Origin of the sequence: Nostoc sp. (genome assembly GCF_036919615.1) — a bacterium.
In the GTDB taxonomy this organism is placed as follows: Bacteria; Cyanobacteriota; Cyanobacteriia; order Cyanobacteriales; family Nostocaceae; genus Nostoc.
On the sequence record NZ_JBALCN010000036.1, the window covers coordinates 1 to 16,405 of the forward strand.

General features: G+C 41.3%; 14 protein-coding genes and 1 pseudogene. 6 read left to right on the plus strand and 9 right to left on the minus strand.

Annotated features, from left to right (window positions below; genetic code table 11):
• Positions 1–175: 175 nt before the first annotated feature.
• The 7 genes from V7K48_RS11160 to V7K48_RS11190 all read right to left on the minus strand — a co-directional run bounded on the left by V7K48_RS11160 (position 176) and on the right by V7K48_RS11190 (position 6,723).
• Positions 176–589 carry a type II toxin-antitoxin system VapC family toxin gene (locus V7K48_RS11160; RefSeq protein WP_335072347.1) on the minus strand — a complete coding sequence of 138 codons (414 nt, stop codon included), beginning with the start codon at positions 587–589 and terminating at the stop codon, positions 176–178.
• Positions 586–795: a hypothetical protein gene (locus V7K48_RS11165; protein ID WP_335072349.1), complete on the minus strand. Its 210-nt coding sequence runs from the start codon at positions 793–795 to the stop codon at positions 586–588. The genes V7K48_RS11160 and V7K48_RS11165 overlap by 4 nt, the downstream gene beginning before the upstream one ends.
• Positions 796–895: 100 nt before the next feature.
• Positions 896–2,272 (minus strand): alkaline phosphatase family protein, encoded by a 1,377-nt coding sequence (locus V7K48_RS11170; protein WP_335072351.1) that lies wholly within the window; start codon positions 2,270–2,272, stop codon positions 896–898.
• 15 nt (positions 2,273–2,287) lie between these two features.
• Positions 2,288–3,514, minus strand: a complete 1,227-nt coding sequence (eboE, locus tag V7K48_RS11175; RefSeq protein WP_335072353.1) for a metabolite traffic protein EboE — start codon at positions 3,512–3,514, stop codon at positions 2,288–2,290.
• A 209-nt stretch (positions 3,515–3,723) separates the two neighbouring features.
• Positions 3,724–4,656, minus strand: coding sequence for a UbiA-like protein EboC (gene eboC, locus V7K48_RS11180; protein ID WP_335072355.1), 933 nt, complete (start codon positions 4,654–4,656; stop codon positions 3,724–3,726).
• 167 nt (positions 4,657–4,823) lie between these two features.
• Positions 4,824–5,759, minus strand: coding sequence for a TatD family hydrolase (locus V7K48_RS11185; protein WP_335072357.1), 936 nt, complete (start codon positions 5,757–5,759; stop codon positions 4,824–4,826).
• 82 nt (positions 5,760–5,841) lie between these two features.
• Positions 5,842–6,723 (minus strand): EboA family metabolite traffic protein, encoded by an 882-nt coding sequence (locus tag V7K48_RS11190; protein ID WP_335072359.1) that lies wholly within the window; start codon positions 6,721–6,723, stop codon positions 5,842–5,844.
• A 478-nt stretch (positions 6,724–7,201) separates the two neighbouring features.
• Between V7K48_RS11190 and V7K48_RS11195 the strand changes: the two genes are divergently transcribed.
• On the plus strand, positions 7,202–8,404 hold the full coding sequence (locus V7K48_RS11195) for a 3-dehydroquinate synthase (protein ID WP_335072361.1): 1,203 nt from the start codon (positions 7,202–7,204) through the stop codon (positions 8,402–8,404).
• Positions 8,405–8,959: 555 nt separating this feature from the next.
• Here V7K48_RS11195 and V7K48_RS11200 read toward each other — a convergent pair.
• A pseudogene (locus tag V7K48_RS11200) lies at positions 8,960–9,085 on the minus strand (HigA family addiction module antitoxin); the annotation flags it as partial.
• A gap of 211 nt (positions 9,086–9,296) precedes the next feature.
• Here V7K48_RS11200 and V7K48_RS11205 point away from each other — a divergent pair.
• Positions 9,297–9,542, plus strand: a complete 246-nt coding sequence (locus V7K48_RS11205) for a type II toxin-antitoxin system Phd/YefM family antitoxin (RefSeq protein ID WP_322706617.1) — start codon at positions 9,297–9,299, stop codon at positions 9,540–9,542.
• Positions 9,539–9,847, plus strand: a complete 309-nt coding sequence (locus V7K48_RS11210) for a Txe/YoeB family addiction module toxin (RefSeq protein WP_335072368.1) — start codon at positions 9,539–9,541, stop codon at positions 9,845–9,847. Before V7K48_RS11205 ends, V7K48_RS11210 begins: the two co-directional genes overlap by 4 nt.
• Before the next feature lies 1 nt (position 9,848).
• On the opposite strand, the gene V7K48_RS11215 is transcribed toward V7K48_RS11210, so the two are convergent.
• Positions 9,849–10,547, minus strand: coding sequence for a YdcF family protein (locus V7K48_RS11215; RefSeq protein WP_335072370.1), 699 nt, complete (start codon positions 10,545–10,547; stop codon positions 9,849–9,851).
• Between the two features lie 309 nt (positions 10,548–10,856).
• Here V7K48_RS11215 and ctpB point away from each other — a divergent pair, with 309 nt between their 5' ends.
• The 3 genes from ctpB to V7K48_RS11230 all read left to right on the plus strand — a co-directional run bounded on the left by ctpB (position 10,857) and on the right by V7K48_RS11230 (position 16,148).
• Positions 10,857–12,197 (plus strand): carboxyl-terminal processing protease CtpB, encoded by a 1,341-nt coding sequence (gene ctpB / locus V7K48_RS11220; protein ID WP_335072372.1) that lies wholly within the window; start codon positions 10,857–10,859, stop codon positions 12,195–12,197.
• 148 nt (positions 12,198–12,345) lie between these two features.
• A complete protein-coding gene (locus V7K48_RS11225; RefSeq protein WP_335072374.1) occupies positions 12,346–13,335 on the plus strand; it encodes a glycosyltransferase in 990 nt (329 codons plus the stop codon).
• A gap of 827 nt (positions 13,336–14,162) precedes the next feature.
• On the plus strand, positions 14,163–16,148 hold the full coding sequence (locus V7K48_RS11230; protein ID WP_335072376.1) for a sensor domain-containing protein: 1,986 nt from the start codon (positions 14,163–14,165) through the stop codon (positions 16,146–16,148).
• Positions 16,149–16,405 lie beyond the last annotated feature (257 nt).

Here is a 16,405-nt window from a genome sequence, read left to right on the forward strand (position 1 = left end):
GCTCGTGCCAATGCCAAGCTCAAGCTTTGTTTTATCAGACTGATGCTTAAAAGACTAGCTGCCAGCTAAAAAAGATATCAAATGGGTTCTATAGAATTTATTCTGAATTCTGACTCCTGACCTCTGAATTCTATTAGATAAAATAGTAAATATATCTTGAGTATTTATACTTAACTTATGATGGTAAAATTTGAAATCCAGCTTGATAAAAATGATTATCTAAGGTTAAAGCTGTAACAATCTCTCGTTGTTGCATAACGATAAATGATAAACAATCAGTGAGAGAATAAGATTTGTCTTTATGCTTTTGAAAATATTCCCACCCCTGATTAAATAAAGTTCGATCAATTTCGATTAATTCTATCTCAGGACTTTCCAATAACCGATTACCAACTTCAACTGCTTTATAATGAAGATTTCGACTATTAAAAAAAGTAACAACTTCATCAAAGATGTATGTTGTTGTTATTAAAAAAGGTTTCAATTTTATTAAATTAGCCCAATTTTGTAATACTTGTTGATGAGCATCTTCATTTTTGATTTCCAGAGCTAAAATATAGCTAGTATCTAAAAAGTAGATATTTCTCACCGATTATAGAGATAGCGATCGTGGTTAATTGCACCATCTTTTACATCACATTCCACAGGATTTGAACCTAAATCCCAAATAGAAGATGTTTGTTTGATGCTAGTAATAATAATTTTTCCATTTTCTTGAATAATCTCAAACTCTTGGTTTTCTCCTAATAGTTCTTTAGGGATTAATAAGCCTTTTTCTGTTGCTGTTAATTTCATGTTTAATTACCTCGATTGATTTTATAAGTTAATCAAATGAATTTGCTTTGTAGCAGAGTAAGTAGATAATACTTACTCAACACTCACCATCCCCCACTCCCTACTCCTTATTTAAATGTTTGAGAATCAACGAGCAAACATCTGTCGCCTCAATTCGATTTTGATCAACTAGGTGAGTTTGATGGGTGATAAATAGAGGCCCTTCGGCAACAGAAGTGGTAATGTGACCGTGAGAGCCACGTACTAGGGAAGCATCCAGAGGAATCACATCCATTAAGTAGCGAAAACCCAGTTGTTTCTTCAGTAGCTTGAGAGCAATTTTTCCCTGAGGAAATTTAATCTGTGGATCAAGGAAAAGTTCTACGGGATCGTAACCAGGTTTGCGGTGGATATCTACAGTTCTAGCAAAATCAGGTGCTTTATGATCATCAAGCCAATAATAATAAGTAAACCAAGCATCAGGCCCAGCGATCGCAATTAATTCCCCTGATCTAGGATGATTAAGATGGTAGGCTTGCTTACCTTCCTCATCCAATACCTGGGCTACGCCTTCAGTCGCTTCTAAAAGCGATCGCACTTTTGGGATGTACGCTGGATCATTCACATATACATGAGCAATTTGATGATCAGCAACGGCAAAGGCAACGCTAGCACCAAAATCGAGCAGTTCTCGCCCCAATTCTTCTCGCACAGCTATTAAACCGTTTTCCCTTAATACGCGGTTGATATCTACTGCTTTGGAGACTGGCGTAATGCCATACTCAGAAAGAATAATTACCTGAGTATTACGTGCTTGATAATATTCAATTAAATCGCCACAAACAGCATCAATTTCTCGCAAATCTGCTTGGATGTGTGTTTCATCGTGACCAAATCGTTGCAGACAGTAATCTAAATGTGGTAGATAAACTAGTGATAGTGTAGGGCTGTAGCGCTCCTCAATCCATTTTGCCGAATTGGCAATCCATTGGCTAGAACTAATGGAAGTTTTTGGCCCCCAAAAATCGAACAGAGGGAAGTTACCTAAATCAGATTGAATTTGCGATCGCACATCAGCAGGATGGGTATAAATATCAGGTAATTTTCTGCCATCTGCGGGATACATTGGGCGCGGTGTAATGGCATAATCTACTGAGGAATACATGTTGTACCACCAAAAAAGGTTGGCACAAGTGAAGTTTGGATCTATTGATTTAGCTATTTCCCAGACTTTAGGAGCCTGCACTAGTTTATTAGATTGTCGCCAAAACTTCACTTCACATTCATCGCGGAAGTACCAACCATTAGCAACAATTCCATGCTCATCAGGTAATTTTCCTGTTAAATAAGTAGCCTGAACAGAACAAGTCACAGCAGGTAACACTGTTGCGATAGGAACTGTCTGCCCAATAGCCGCCCAAGAAGATAAAAACGGTGTGTTTTCTTCTAGTAAGCTGGGTGTTAATCCTACGACATTTATAACAACTGTTTTTTTCATAAACTTAGTTTCTTCTTAATTTGCGGCGAGTTCCTTTAATACCCACTCATATTCCCGCTGAATAGAAGTCAGCAAATCTATCTTCATTTCTGATGGCAATACATCCCAAGTGTAAGTCTCAATTTCTAGATGTGAGCAAGCATTGTTTGTTTGAAGTAGATGCAAAACAGTAGCAATATCATCTTGGGTAGACTGCAAAATTTGATAATCATGAATAAAAATTGGGACATGGAAGTGAGTGCGCCATTCTTCAGCTAGAGATTGCTCTAAATGTGGTAATGCAGTTATTAAGTCAGGATAGTGATGGAGTTTACCGTCACTACGACGTTCTATTACTTGGTGAAGATAAGTAGATTCTGCAAAGGGACGTAAGCGTTCAACTATCAAACTACGCTTCTCAACCTCAGCAGGTATTTTTACTTGAATTGCTGCGCTGATTTGAATTTTGCCAATCTTAATTCCTGCTGATTGCAAACGCGCAAACACAGACTTTGGCTGCTCATATTCAACTGAAAAATGGCAGGTGTCATAGCAAACTCGAACGTGTTCTAGCAATTGAGTCTCTGCTAAATTCTGTTCAATATTTAGTTTGTCTGATAAGTAATTACCGCCAATTGGCAATAACCAATTTTGATAAAAATCAATTACTTCTAAGGTATTTTCAATTAATCCATCCGGCTCAGGTTCTAAATCAATATGTAGTATCTTTCCTGTTTCTTCGCGGATGCGAATCATTTCTACAACAATTGAGGCTATGTTCAAACAACTCTTTTTCAGAACTATCTCGAAAGTCGTTTGGTCTTCTACCCACCAAGGTTTATAAGATAATGGTAATGTAGAAATTCCGCCATCCAGTCCTTCTGGTAATAGAGTAGCTAAAATTGTTGTCAAGTTTAATGTATAATTTACCCGTTCTTGTGTAGACCAATCTGGTGCATAAACTTGGTCTTTTACTACCTGTCGATGGAATTCGCCATAAGGAAATCCATTTAGCGTAAAAACATATAAATTTTGTTGAGTTAGCCACTCTTGGAATTTAGCTAAATTATTACTTTCTAAAAGTTGTTTGGCGGCTGCATTTGCTAACCTCAAACCAATACCAAAAGGTTTGGTAGGTGATAAACGTGACTTGAGATTGGGAACATATTTTTCTAAATTGGCAAAAACCTCTAGCCAACTTTCGCCAGGATGAATATTGCTACAATAAGTTAAATGAAAGTTGCTGTTTTTTGTAATTTTCATTTTCTAGCTTTCTGCGGTATATATGCTAATAATCTGTTGTTGAATAGACCTCTTGCAAAAATCCTTGAATCACCCCTCTCCAACCCTCCCCTTTATAAGGGGAGGGCGCAAGATTTCAAGTTTCCCCCTTTATAAGGGGGGATTAAGGGGGGTCTATTCAACTTATGCAAGAGGTCTAATATGGTATTACTGGGTATATACATTTAAATTTAAGTAACGGCAAATATTTGTGCTAGTTTCATCGAAATTGGTAGCAAGATTAGAACTAATAAACCGTAATAAAAACCAGCAAAACCAGATGCAACAGTTGCATCTAAAACTATTAGAGATAATACACCTACTTTCACAGCAGTTTGGATATTTCCAGCTACTGGTTCACGCGCTGCTTTGATAAAATTAGGTAAGATTCTGATAGCTAATAAAGCTGCGAACGGTAGTGCGGCGATCGCTGTATACTCTCCTAAAAATCCTAAAGCTAAAACTGCCGTCAAAACTATGGCAATCAGCAGTAATGCTAGTACTCCTGTAATCTGCTTACCTCCGTGAACTTCACCCTGACTAATTGCAGTGATCGCAGCAATATAAAGAATAGGAATCAGCGCTAAATACCAACGTTCTCCTATTATTGCAGGTACAGCACTTACGCCCAATAATAAGTTACTGCCACGGCACAAACCCATATTTAAAGGGCCAAAAAAAGGATGATGTTTGGCGAGTGCGTCATACAGAAGGGATGCAAGAGCGATAAATATAGCGATCGCAGCACTCAACCAGGATACTTGAAAAGCAGCTATAATCCCGATTGCAAATAATATACTCCCTAATAAACTAGCATTTTGGCGAGATACGCGACCACTGGGAATTGCTCTATTTGGTCGCTCTTTTGCATCTAATTCCGCATCGAAAACATCATTAAAAACTATACCGCCGCCGTATAAACCGGTTGTAGCTAATAACAACCAAGCTAATGAAATTAGTATGGCAAAACTTGCTTCTCCATTGATTAATTTAATAAAAATAATCCCAGAGCCAGAAGCAGCAAAGCCAACAAGAATATCCGCCCAAGCAGTAACAATATTAGCAGGACGGATCAATTCCAGATAACCTCGCCAGCCTGAAAAATTTAAACTTGCAACATTCACTTATCCGCCTCCTTGCCTAGTAATTTATCAAAACAAATCGCATATTACATATGAATCAGATATTTATACAATAAACACCCATGAACTATGATTCACAACTCAGGATAAAAATTCCTCTTCGCCACTCCCCAGTACAGACGCGATTAATCGCGTCTCTCCCCAATTTTCTACTCAATCAGCACATAATCTGAAACTGATTTGATTCCTGGTTCCTGTCCCCGCAACACAGAATTGCCATTGAACATTTGACGCTGATCAACAGATTGGGGATTAAGCCAGTCTGACGCTTTCATCTGCCCAGTTTGACTGTAAGCAGCGAGAGCATTTTCATAACAAACTGCTCGCACATGTTCTTCAGGGATGCCCCTGTCTAACATCAACTGAGCCGTTTTTGGGACTGCTAAAGGATCGCTAATACCCCAATCGGCACTACTATCTACAATGATCCGACGAACGTTATCACGTCCCGCTGCGCTAACGCGTCCATACTTGCGGACAACTTCTACCATCCTGGCGTTACCCATCTTCGTCTGTGGATAAATCGTGAAAGCCGCCCAAAAACCCCGTTGTAATACTTCCTCAACAGTTTCTTCGTTGTTGTGGTCAATAATTACTTGTGAAGGATCTAAGCCATATTCGATGCACCGATCCATACTCCGACTAGCACCCGCTTTCTTATTACGATGAGGAGTATGAATTAGTACCAACATATCGAGTTCTTTAGCTAATTCTAACTGTTGACAAAAGTACTTATCCTCTGCTTCTGTCATGTCGTCATAGCCAATTTCGCCAATAGCAACAACTCCTTCTTTACAGGCATAAAGTGGTAGCAGTTCTATAACTTCTGCTGCTAGTGCTTCGTTGTTAGCTTCTTTCGGATTTAGGCCGATTGTGCAGTAGTGTTGAATGCCAAACTGACTAGCACGAAACCGTTCCCAGCCCACAAGACTACTGAAGTAGTCTTTAAATGTGCCCGCGTTGGTTCGGGGTTGTCCTAACCAAAAGGCTGGTTCAATGACAGCGACAATTCCATATTCCCGCATTACTAAGTAATCGTAAGTAGTACGAGAACACATGTGAATGTGAGGATCGATGAACATCATAGTGTGGTTTAATGAGCGATAAATTTTATTAAGGATTAGGTATTGGGTATTTGGAAAACTTTTCCCCAGTTCCCAGTCCCTTTTATTTGTAAACAAAGAGGCGATTGCGGCTAAAACTGCTCCAAGTCAGATTACCTTGTTGAATGGATGATTGTAAATCTGGATAACGAGAAAGTAAGGCTTGCGCTTGGGGTAAAGGAGACTCAGCACAAGCTAAAGCTGCTGCTTTTTGCTCGTCTATATCCCCATTAGCCAATACTTTTTCCAAATCTGTGATAATTGCGCTATCCGCAAACCGCCCTACAGGTCGCCAAAGTTCTGGCGTAACTGAGCGTTTAGCTGCCCAACGTTCATGGGCATAGTCTGCTAACATCCTTGCCAATTCTGGGTTAGCGCGCCGTTCTAGACCCCAAATTAGATGCAACGGGCTGCCGACAAACACAGCTTTCAGCACCATCTGATTCCAAGCAGCATTATCTAAATAATCTGCTGGATAAGGGTTGCGTAATGCTATGGCTTGGAATACATTACTCATATTGCTGCGAATTCCCTCAGTAGCACGATGGCGATGTAACTCTGGATGTGGTAATAGCGGCAAACTTTGATAAAGGACAACTAACTCGCCCATATCGGCAGTGGAGAAGACTTGATTGAGAGTTTGCACATACCCCTCAGTATTATCGTGGGGCAAAGCTAGAAGCAAGAGTGTGCGACCCGCTTGATCTACACTCCAGTGACTAGGATACCAACCGGGAATCACATCCTGTGCGGCTTCCAAGTCCTGAAATGTTAGCTGTAAATCCTGTTTACCTAGATAACGCGGCACAGCACTAAAAGCTGTAAAAAACACTCGTTCAGCAGCGCCGCTAGCAATCTGTGCCTGCTTCTGTTCCAGCCAAGTAAAAGCTTTCTCTGAAACAGACTTTAACAGCCAGTGATACAGTAACTCGTTTACTTTACTCATGATGAATTCAGGAGAAGTTGCCCAACTTTTTTGTGACAACTAAGTATAAAATCTACCACTAAACTTGATACTTTATAATTAAAACTGCTAGACAATATACCACTGAGATCATAACTTCACTGAATCTATAAAAATTTCCCGACTTTAAAGAAGATCATGTAAAGATATCATTTTGATTAGATAAATTCTCAAATTATCTTACGGAAAAATTTAGAATCTTATGTAATCATCGTATCCATTGCCAACCTCAGATATAAAAGCTAGGCATGAATAAAATTGTAAATTAATGGGTGTAATTTTTAACTTTATCTAGTAGGGTAAACGTACTTGAAAATCATAATTAATTTCTGAGATTAATTTGTTTAATAATTTCTTTTAATTATTCAATATTAAAAAAATTAATATTGTTTATTTTTCTGTCGATTTTAATTTGATTAGTGTAGATATTTACAGTTACTGAAAAAGTAATAATATTCAAATGGCTATTCAACAAAAAACCGCTCTTAATCTGCAACCAATTAACCAATGTGTCCGTGTGACTTTTAACTATGATGTTCACTTCACGAGAGGTCTATTTCAGTTAGATAATCCTTTACTCGCACAAGTAATTACCGCAGATGGGGAGACAACCCCAAAACAAGTGCTAGCAGTGGTAGATGCAGGATTTTTACAGTACCAGGATGGGTTAGTAAAAAAATTATCAGTCTATGCTCAGTATTATGAAGATGTACTAACACTGAGTGGTGAGCCGATAGTAGTTCCGGGTGGAGAAGCAGTAAAGAACGATTCTAGATTTATAGAGCAAATTCATCAGCGGATCAATGCAGTCGGATTGTGCCGTCACTCCTACGTGTTAGCAATTGGAGGTGGAGCCGTTCTAGACATGGTAGGATACGCAGCAACAACAGCTCACCGAGGAATTCGGCTGCTACGGGTACCGACAACAGTATTAGGGCAAAACGATTCGGGCGTAGGGGTAAAGAACGGAATCAATGCCTTCGGCAAGAAAAACTTTTTGGGTACATTCATGCCACCTTATGCTGTCTTAAATGACTTTGATTTTCTTACTAGTCTTGATGATCGAGATTGGCGATCGGGTATTGCAGAAGCGGTGAAAGTAGCGCTGATTAAAGATGCAGATTTCTTCGATTTCATTATGACTAATGCCGATAAATTAGCTAATCGAGACATGCAGATAATGGAAAAGCTGATTTATCGTTGTTCCCAATTGCACTTAGAGCATATTGCTGGTAGCGGCGATCCCTTTGAAATGGGTTCATCGCGTCCTTTGGATTTTGGACACTGGGCTGCTCACAAACTGGAGCATTTAACTAATTACAGCTTACGTCATGGTGAAGCTGTAGCGATCGGCATTGCTTTGGACACGACCTATTCATATTTAACAGGGCAACTCTTGCAATCAGATTGGCAAAGGGTTCTAAGTACACTCAATAAATTAGGCTTTACCCTGTATGTATCGGCACTGACAGAGCAATTAGATCAACTAGACCATCCGCATTGTCTATTTAGAGGGCTTACTGAGTTCCGTGAACACTTGGGAGGAAAATTGACAATCACCCTTCTACAAGGAATTGGAGAGGGAATAGAAGTTAACCAGGTGGATTTGTCTTTGTATAAAGATGCTATTTTGATGCTACAAGATTGGGAACTTTTGCATTAATTGTCCTTTGGATGCAATCAGCAGAAGCGATGTCTAACGACAAGCCCTTCTCTACGAGAGGCTGCGCCAACGGGTTCGAGGGTGACGCTCCTTCGTCGCTACCGCTTGCGCTAACGCAATCGACGGGAACCGCCTTCTCTGCGAGAGGCTTCTCTACGAGAGGCTCCGCCAACGCCAACGCGGAGCCTCTCGTAGAGAAGACTGCGACCCCCTCACCGCTACGCTCAAAGGTGCTTATTAATAGCACAAATTTACACTTGGATGATTTATGCACCCAGAAACGCAAGACTTTATTAGTCAGCTGAGAAATTATACAGAAAATCGTCAGCAGTTTGTCTGGAATACAGAGAATAGGAGAGATTTTTATAAAAGTGAGATGTTTTTAAACTACGCCCAATTGCGATTCTTTTATGCAAATATATTGCTTAATTTTCTAGGCGATCGCTACTTCATAGTTGGGAATTGCAAAATACTTTTTAGTTCCTCTTCTTCTTCCTTGAGAACGTGGTAAAGTTCCCAATTTTGTTGGAGGTTTAACCAAAACTCTGAGCTATTTCCAAAAAATTTTGATAACCTGATTGCCGTACTAGTTGTAATACCTCGCTTTTGATTTACAAGCTCATTTATTCGCTGATCAGGAACGTGAAGTGCATCTGCAAGTTCTCTTTGGGTTATTCCCATTGGGTGTAGAAAGTCTTTAAATAATATTTAACCTGGATGTGATGGGGTTCTATACTTGGGAACTCTCATCTGTTGTTATCTCCTAATGGTAATCGACTATTTCAACTTCTGATGCACCTTGGAATGTCCATATAAAGCAAATTCGATATTGATCATTAATCCGAATGCTATGTGAGTATACTAAATTAAAGTTATCGTCAGCCAAAAAAGTATGATGTCTTCGCTTCCCGTCAACGACGCTCAAAATAATTTGCAAGAGATCATCGACCAAGTTGCAGAGCAGGGTAAACCTGTGATCATTCGAGGCGATCGCGGTAATGCGATTCTGCTTGCAGAAAAAGATTGGTCTGCAATTCAGGAGACTCTTTACTTATTATCTGTTCCTGGAATGCGAGAATCTATAAAAGAAGGACTAGCAACCCCGATCCAAGAATGTGATGGGGAGTTGGATTGGTGAGTCAGCAAGCTTCTGAGGAGCCACTTGCAAACCCCGAAGGAGCGAGTTGGAGGTTGATTTACACAAAACAAGCGCAAAAAGACGCGAAGAAATTAGCTTCTAGTAACTTAAAGGAAAAGGCTGAGGAATTACTCGCAGTCCTTGAAGACAATCCTTTTCAAAATCCTCCGCCTGATGAAAAGCTGGTTGGTGACTTAGAAGGTGCTTATTTTCGTAGGATAAATATACAGCATCGGTTGGTATATGAGGTCATAGAATCTGAGCATCTAGTCAAGATAATTCGTATGTGGACGCATTACGAGTAAGTTATCTCCCCAACCCCCCTTGGTGTTCACAATGAAAACCTCGATGCTGCCAAGTTTGCATATCTACTTGGGTAAGTCTTGTCACATTTGAGCATTGCGGTTGAATAATTTGACTTAAAATCGCCCAAAATAGGCTGCGTGTTAAATCTAGTCCTGTTTTGGGCCAAGATTCATGATTACCAGGAATACCCAACTCCTGAACAATCTCTGTCTCTACCCAAATACCATGAGCGCCCAGGAGAATCTGTGCCATCCATTTGGCTCTGGGTAAATGACTTGACGAGGTAATCACCATGACTTTATGCACTCCCCAACGCCGCAGAATTGGAATACCATAATAAAAATTTTCAAAGGTAGAATTCGCGCACTTTTCTAACCAAACATTTTCTAACACTGCTAATTCCCGTTGAAAAATTAACCATGTACAGGGGTCTGGGGAACCATGAGAAATTAAAATTGGGGTTTGCGGGTATTGTTTTGCTTGTTGGGCAACATAAGTTTCTCGATGAATACTGCCACCAAGCACCAAGAAGGCATCTACTGGCTGCAAAGAAGCAAAAACTAAGGTTATAGTGGTAAAAATTAGCCAAGTGCCCAAGACAAAGTACAATCCACTAGTTAGTTTTTGTAACACTTGCCACAGATTAGCAGAATTTCTTTTAATAGAAATCAATGATTTGATGGTAAATTTGCGTTTCATGATTTGGGTAATAAAACCTGATTTAATAGCTGTCTAACAGTGCTACAATTCAATGACCAAAGTGCTATCTTATAAAGGTAATGAAGAAGTGCAAACATGACGCTGCTCAAAGTGTCACATGTTCAGTATAGCCTTCCGGAGAAGGCTAACAAACTGAGAAATGGTTGTTAAGAATGCAGTATTTTCGGCATCATTCAACGATAAAAATGATCAAAGGACCATAGCTGAGTTTGGGGTATAAAAACTTAAAAATTTCTGGAAAGCCTGATTGCTAAACTGTCAACAACACAATTATTCCAACTGATATACATGAACCAATCTGCGAAAAGTTACTCACCGCTCCAAGTAGCCTTGATTGGTGGAGCGATCGCCACAACTGCTACTATGTCTGTGTTCGGCCCTGCTTGGACTCGTGGTGTCCGTGCTGCCCTAGCCTTACAAGACAGCCCAAAAGTGATAGTTGACCAAGTTTGGCAACTGGTGAATCATGAATATGTTGATGGTAAATTTAATCAACAAGATTGGCAAGCAACCAGGCAAAGCCTGTTGAGCAAAGATTATTCTTCTCGTGAAGAAGCTTATGCTGCCATCCGCGAAGCTTTACAAAAGTTGGGAGATCCTTACACTCGATTCATGGACCCCCAACAGTTTGAAGCCCTGACAAACCAAACATCTGGGGAAGTCTCTGGCATTGGCATTCGGATGGAAGTGAACGGAAAAACTCAGCGGCTCACTGTTGTCGAAGCTATAGAAAATTCTCCGGCGCTGAAAGCTGGGATCAAAGCAGGCGATGAAATTTTGGCAATTGACGGCAAACCCACTCTAAAAATGAAAGTGGATGATGCCTCCAAGTTAATTCGTGGCAAAGCCGGTACTCCCATCAAGCTACGACTAGGACGGGCTGGGCAAAATCCTTTTGAACTGAAGCTGACGAGGGCAAGTATTGAAGTGCCAACGGTACGTTATACCCTCAGGCAAGAAGGGAATCGCCGCGTTGGCTATATCCGTTTGCGGGAATTTAGCGCTCACGCCGCAGATCAAATGCAACGAGCCATCCGCGATTTGAACACTAAGAAAGTTGATTCTTATGTCTTGGATTTGCGGGGAAATCCTGGCGGTTTGTTGCAGGCGAGCATTGAAATTGCTCGAATGTGGTATGATGACGGCGGAATTGTCAAGACTGTAGACCGTGTGGGAAGCAGTGAGGAAACTAAAGCCAATCGCACTGCTCTGACAAATCGTCCTTTGGCGGTCTTAGTAGATGGTAATTCAGCTAGTGCTAGCGAAATCCTCACAGGGGCACTCAAGGATAATAAGCGGGCGGTAGTCGTAGGTGGTCAAACCTTTGGTAAAGCCTTAGTACAATCAGTTCATGAACTCGCAGATGGTTCCGGCTTAGCAGTTACCATTGCCCATTACTTCACCCCTGCGGGAACGGATATTAACCATAAAGGGATTACGCCAGATATCAAACTAGACTTGACAGAGACACAAGAGCGTCAGTTGGCTTCTAATCCAGATTTAATCGGAACTAAGAGTGATCCGCAATATGCCCGGGCGATCGCAATTCTATCAAATAACAACTTTGCCCAGCCGCCAGCAAATCAGCTGACTCGACCGATGAGCCGCGCTGGTGACCTGAAATTGTAGATTGACGCGAATGATTTGTTAGCAGGTGTTTATATAGTAGTATTCCCAAATCCAGATTTTTGGAGTTATGAAAACTGCTTGATATACAGTTCCAGGATTTTGGTTTGGGAACACTAGCTAGTAATCCTATCGCCAAAATCTCAGATTTATGAATCATCAGCTAGTTGATATAACCACCGCCACCAGCTTTTTACCAATGGTGTCGGTGGTTGTTCCTATTTATAACGGTGAGGCGGATTTACCAGAGTTAATCAATTGTCTGTTGTCTCAAACCTACCCAAAAGACCGGGTAGAGTACTTGTTGGTGGACAATAATAGTAGCGATCGCACTCTCACCATTCTCAAAACATCTGCCGAAAATTGCCCAATTACAATTCACCCGTTGAGCGAAAACCAAATTCAAAGCTCCTATGCTGCTCGTAATACTGGGATTCACGCCGCTGTGGGTGAAATTATCGTTTTTACCGATGCTGATTGCCGTCCGCAACTGCAATGGTTAATTGCATTAATTCAGCCTTTTGTCAACTCAGAAGTGGTAATTGTCGCTGGTGAAATTTTGGCACTACCAGGCACAACTCTGCTAGAACAACACGCAGAGCGTCAAGAAACTTTGTCGCCAAAGCATACTCTTAAGCATCCCTTTCGTCCCTATGGTCAAACTGCTAATTTGGCGATTCGACGCATTGCCCTAGAAAAAGCAGGTTTATTTCGTCCCTATCTTACCACTGGTGGCGATGCCGACATTTGCTGGCGGATTTTGGGGGAAAACATTGGGCGTTTGGAATTTGCCCCGAATGCGATCGTTGGGCATCGCCACCGCGCTACACTTCAAGAACTACAAAGTCAATGGCGGCGCTATGGACGCTCAAATCGTTATTTGCACGAACTGCACGGTGTAGATTTGATGCGAGAGATTACACTCAAAGAATGCGGCTATCGCTTAGTACGTTGGTTATTCAAGGAAATACCAAGGGATATTAAGAAGGCGTTGGCGCAGCCCGCCGCAGGCATCGCGGGTCAAGCCACCCTTGTAGATTTATTAAATACTCCCATTGGTTTGTTCACTGCTAGGGCGCGTGCTGCTGGGCAACGAGACACCAAGCTGCTAGAGAATGCCAAGATAATTGATCGGCTGTAACAACACTAGTACAGCACGGCGGAAATAAACAACCCCTGACGCTCGAGGACTCGCTCTAAGCGTTCGCGTAGCGTCTCGTAGAGAAGCCATGCCGCAGGCTTTACGCTGCGCTAACGGGTTCGGCAGTTCCTCATAGGGGGAATCCCCTTGGCGCTAGCCTCTCCCTTTGGGAGAAGACCGGACTGCCTCACCATTTCAAAATCAACGAAACGCTTATGCTGTATTCATTTTGAATGAGTGAATGAGTGACTTCCGCGCAGCGGTACTAGTCCTTCGGCATTTATTTTTTTGCATTGGAATGCTGCCCTTCTGCATGACATTCCATAGCATCCTATGCTACTAGACAGCTAAGTAATAAAAAACGCTCTTATCAGCCCAAAAGCGTCACCTGAAATCCTTGTTATTTCGTTAAAATCACAAAAATGAATATATCTTAAGTAATATTTAAAAAAATAGGTACAGCAAATATACTGTTAGTGATAAAATTTTAACTTTGATAAATTGTGTTTGATAAAGTAAAAATCTCAGCAGGTAGGGTTTGCTCCAACTTTGTACTTTGGTCATTAATGGACAAGTTTATGGCACTTATATAGTGCGACGAGTTAATTTGAGCGTAGACAAATTTGATTGCTCCCTTATTATTGATAGACAAGTTAGTAAATCAAGAAAACAAGTTCTGCCATATTTATTTATAAGGTGTCCCCTCTTTCAAGTAACCCCATCCTCCCCTGCTCAATAGGGTCTAAAGCCTCCAGGAAAACATGGGGTTTGCTTCCTTTACTCTCTTGATTTATAGCTACGCTTGATAATTTTATAAGTTAAGCAATATGAACGTGAATGGATTTAGCCAACAGATAGAGAAATTGCGCTCACAGGTAGAGGGACTATTGGAATGCAATACAACTAAGCCAATCTCACAACAAGAGATCATCATAGAGGCTTTCGAGGAACTCAACATTGCAATGGAAGAACTATTGACAGCCTGCGAGGAGTTAGAGGTAACACGAGCGGCAGTAGAGAAAGAGCGCCAACGTTACCAAGATTTGTTTGAGTTCGCTCCAGATGGTTACTTGATAACTGATACCGCAGGGACAATCCAAGAGGCTAACCATGCAGTAGCAACCTTGCTCGGTGTCCACCAAAAGTATCTAGTAGGTAAACCATTAATTGTCTTTATTGCTGAACAAGACCGCCACTCCTTTAGCTCTCAGATGAATAATTTGCAGCAACTACTGAACTGGGAAATTAACCTAGAGCCACGGAGAGGAACACCTTTCCCTGCTATGATTAAGGCGTCTGCGGTGTACAACCTTGAAGGAAAGCTGGTTAGCTGGCGTTGGCTGCTGTGCAACATCAGTGAACGCAAACAAGCTGAACAAATGTTGCACCAAGCTTACGATAAGTTAGAAATACGGGTGGCAGAACGGACAGCAGAACTGGTAAAAACAAATGAGAAATTGCTGATTGAAATTACAGAGCGTAAACGAGCCGAATCACAACTGCTGCACCTTGCCTTTCACGATGCACTGACCGGTCTGCCAAACCGTACTGCATTTATGAACCGCCTAAGACATGCGCTTAATTATTCAAAACGCCATTCAAATTATCTATTAGCTGTAATGTTTATCGACCTGGATCGATTTAAGCTGATCAATGACAGTCTTGGACACTTGAATGGAGACCAATTACTGCTTACTACCGCAAGTAGGCTAGAACTATGTGTACGCTCCATAGACACAGCAGCACGGCTTGGGGGAGACGAATTTACAATCCTGCTTGAGGGAATCCAAGATGTGTCAGACGCCATCACAGTAGCTGAACGGATTCAACAGGAATTGGCGTTACCCTTTGAGCTTGACGGACAAGAAGTGTTCATAACCGCAAGTATTGGCATCGCGTTGAGTTCGATAGTAGACTATGAAAACCCAGAAGACCTTTTAAAGGATGCAGATACAGCAATGTACCGAGCCAAGGTGCTGGGCAGAGCGCATTATGAGCTATTCAACTCAGATATGTATGCTAATGCTCTGGCAAAATTGCAGTTAGAGACTGACTTGCGTCGAGCAATTGAACGGCAAGAATTTCGAGTTTATTACCAACCGATTGTTTCGCTCACTGAAGGCTCTATTTTAGGTTTTGAGGCTCTGTTGCGCTGGCAGCATCCAGAGCGTGGTTTACTTAATCCAGCAGATTTTATTCCCCTGGCAGAAGAAACTGGACTAATTTTCTCGATTGGCAACTGGGCGTTGCATGAAGCCTGTCGCCAGATGCAAGCTTGGCGGGTGTGCCATCATTCCAACTTGCTAGAGAAAATCAGCGTCAATCTCTCCCTCAAGCAATTTTCTCAGCCGGATTTGATTGAGCAGATTGGGCAAATCTTGCACTCAACTGGTCTTGATGCTGGCACTCTAGTGCTAGAGATTACTGAAAGTATAATTGGGGAAAATGGCGATAAGGCAATTGCCGCACTCTTACAACTTCGAGAGATGGGCATTGAGTTATCAATTGATGACTTTGGTACAGGCTACTCCTCACTCGGTCGTCTTTACAACTTTCCAATTAGTATGTTGAAGATTGACCGTTCTTTTGTCAGCTCAATCGGCGCTAGTAGTAGGAATTTAGAAATTATTGAGATAATTCTTACATTGGCAAACAAACTGGGTGTGGATGTGCTAGCCGAAGGAGTAGAGACAAAAGAGCAACTAGCACTTCTAAGAAAGTTGAACTGTGAATACGGCCAGGGACATTTTTTCTCAGTTCCATTAAATAGTTCAGCAGCAGAGGCATTAATTATGGCAAATCCTCGGTGGTAAGGGTGTTTTAAATAGGTACTTCTAAGGGAATGGGCAGGAAATGAGTATGGGGGGTAACTCTTAAAGCGAACTTTCGTTTAGATCCCACATTCTCCACCCTCAAATTTTACTATTGGTTTTTACTGCTTTTTACAAGGAAATCAAGCTATTGAATATACAGGGCGCTCATGTTGCCCACCAGACAAGAGTTTTAATTCCAGGTAATATGCAAGGTTATTTGTCCAACAGCTTACCCTACCTGTGTACCTGATTCAAAT

Bases quoted from the DNA above. Each gene is read 5' to 3' on its own strand.
- V7K48_RS11215 (WP_335072370.1), bottom strand. From the start codon at position 10,547: ATGAAACGCAAATTTACCATCAAATCATTGATTTCTATTAAAAGAAAT.
- ctpB (WP_335072372.1), top strand. From the start codon at position 10,857: ATGAACCAATCTGCGAAAAGTTACTCACCGCTCCAAGTAGCCTTGATT.
- V7K48_RS11195 (WP_335072361.1), top strand. From the start codon at position 7,202: ATGGCTATTCAACAAAAAACCGCTCTTAATCTGCAACCAATTAACCAA.
- V7K48_RS11165 (WP_335072349.1), bottom strand. From the start codon at position 795: ATGAAATTAACAGCAACAGAAAAAGGCTTATTAATCCCTAAAGAACTA.
- V7K48_RS11225 (WP_335072374.1), top strand. From the start codon at position 12,346: ATGAATCATCAGCTAGTTGATATAACCACCGCCACCAGCTTTTTACCA.
- V7K48_RS11205 (WP_322706617.1), top strand. From the start codon at position 9,297: ATGATGTCTTCGCTTCCCGTCAACGACGCTCAAAATAATTTGCAAGAG.
- V7K48_RS11170 (WP_335072351.1), bottom strand. From the start codon at position 2,272: ATGAAAAAAACAGTTGTTATAAATGTCGTAGGATTAACACCCAGCTTA.
- eboE (WP_335072353.1), bottom strand. From the start codon at position 3,514: ATGAAAATTACAAAAAACAGCAACTTTCATTTAACTTATTGTAGCAAT.
- V7K48_RS11190 (WP_335072359.1), bottom strand. From the start codon at position 6,723: ATGAGTAAAGTAAACGAGTTACTGTATCACTGGCTGTTAAAGTCTGTT.
- V7K48_RS11230 (WP_335072376.1), top strand. From the start codon at position 14,163: ATGAACGTGAATGGATTTAGCCAACAGATAGAGAAATTGCGCTCACAG.
- V7K48_RS11185 (WP_335072357.1), bottom strand. From the start codon at position 5,759: ATGATGTTCATCGATCCTCACATTCACATGTGTTCTCGTACTACTTAC.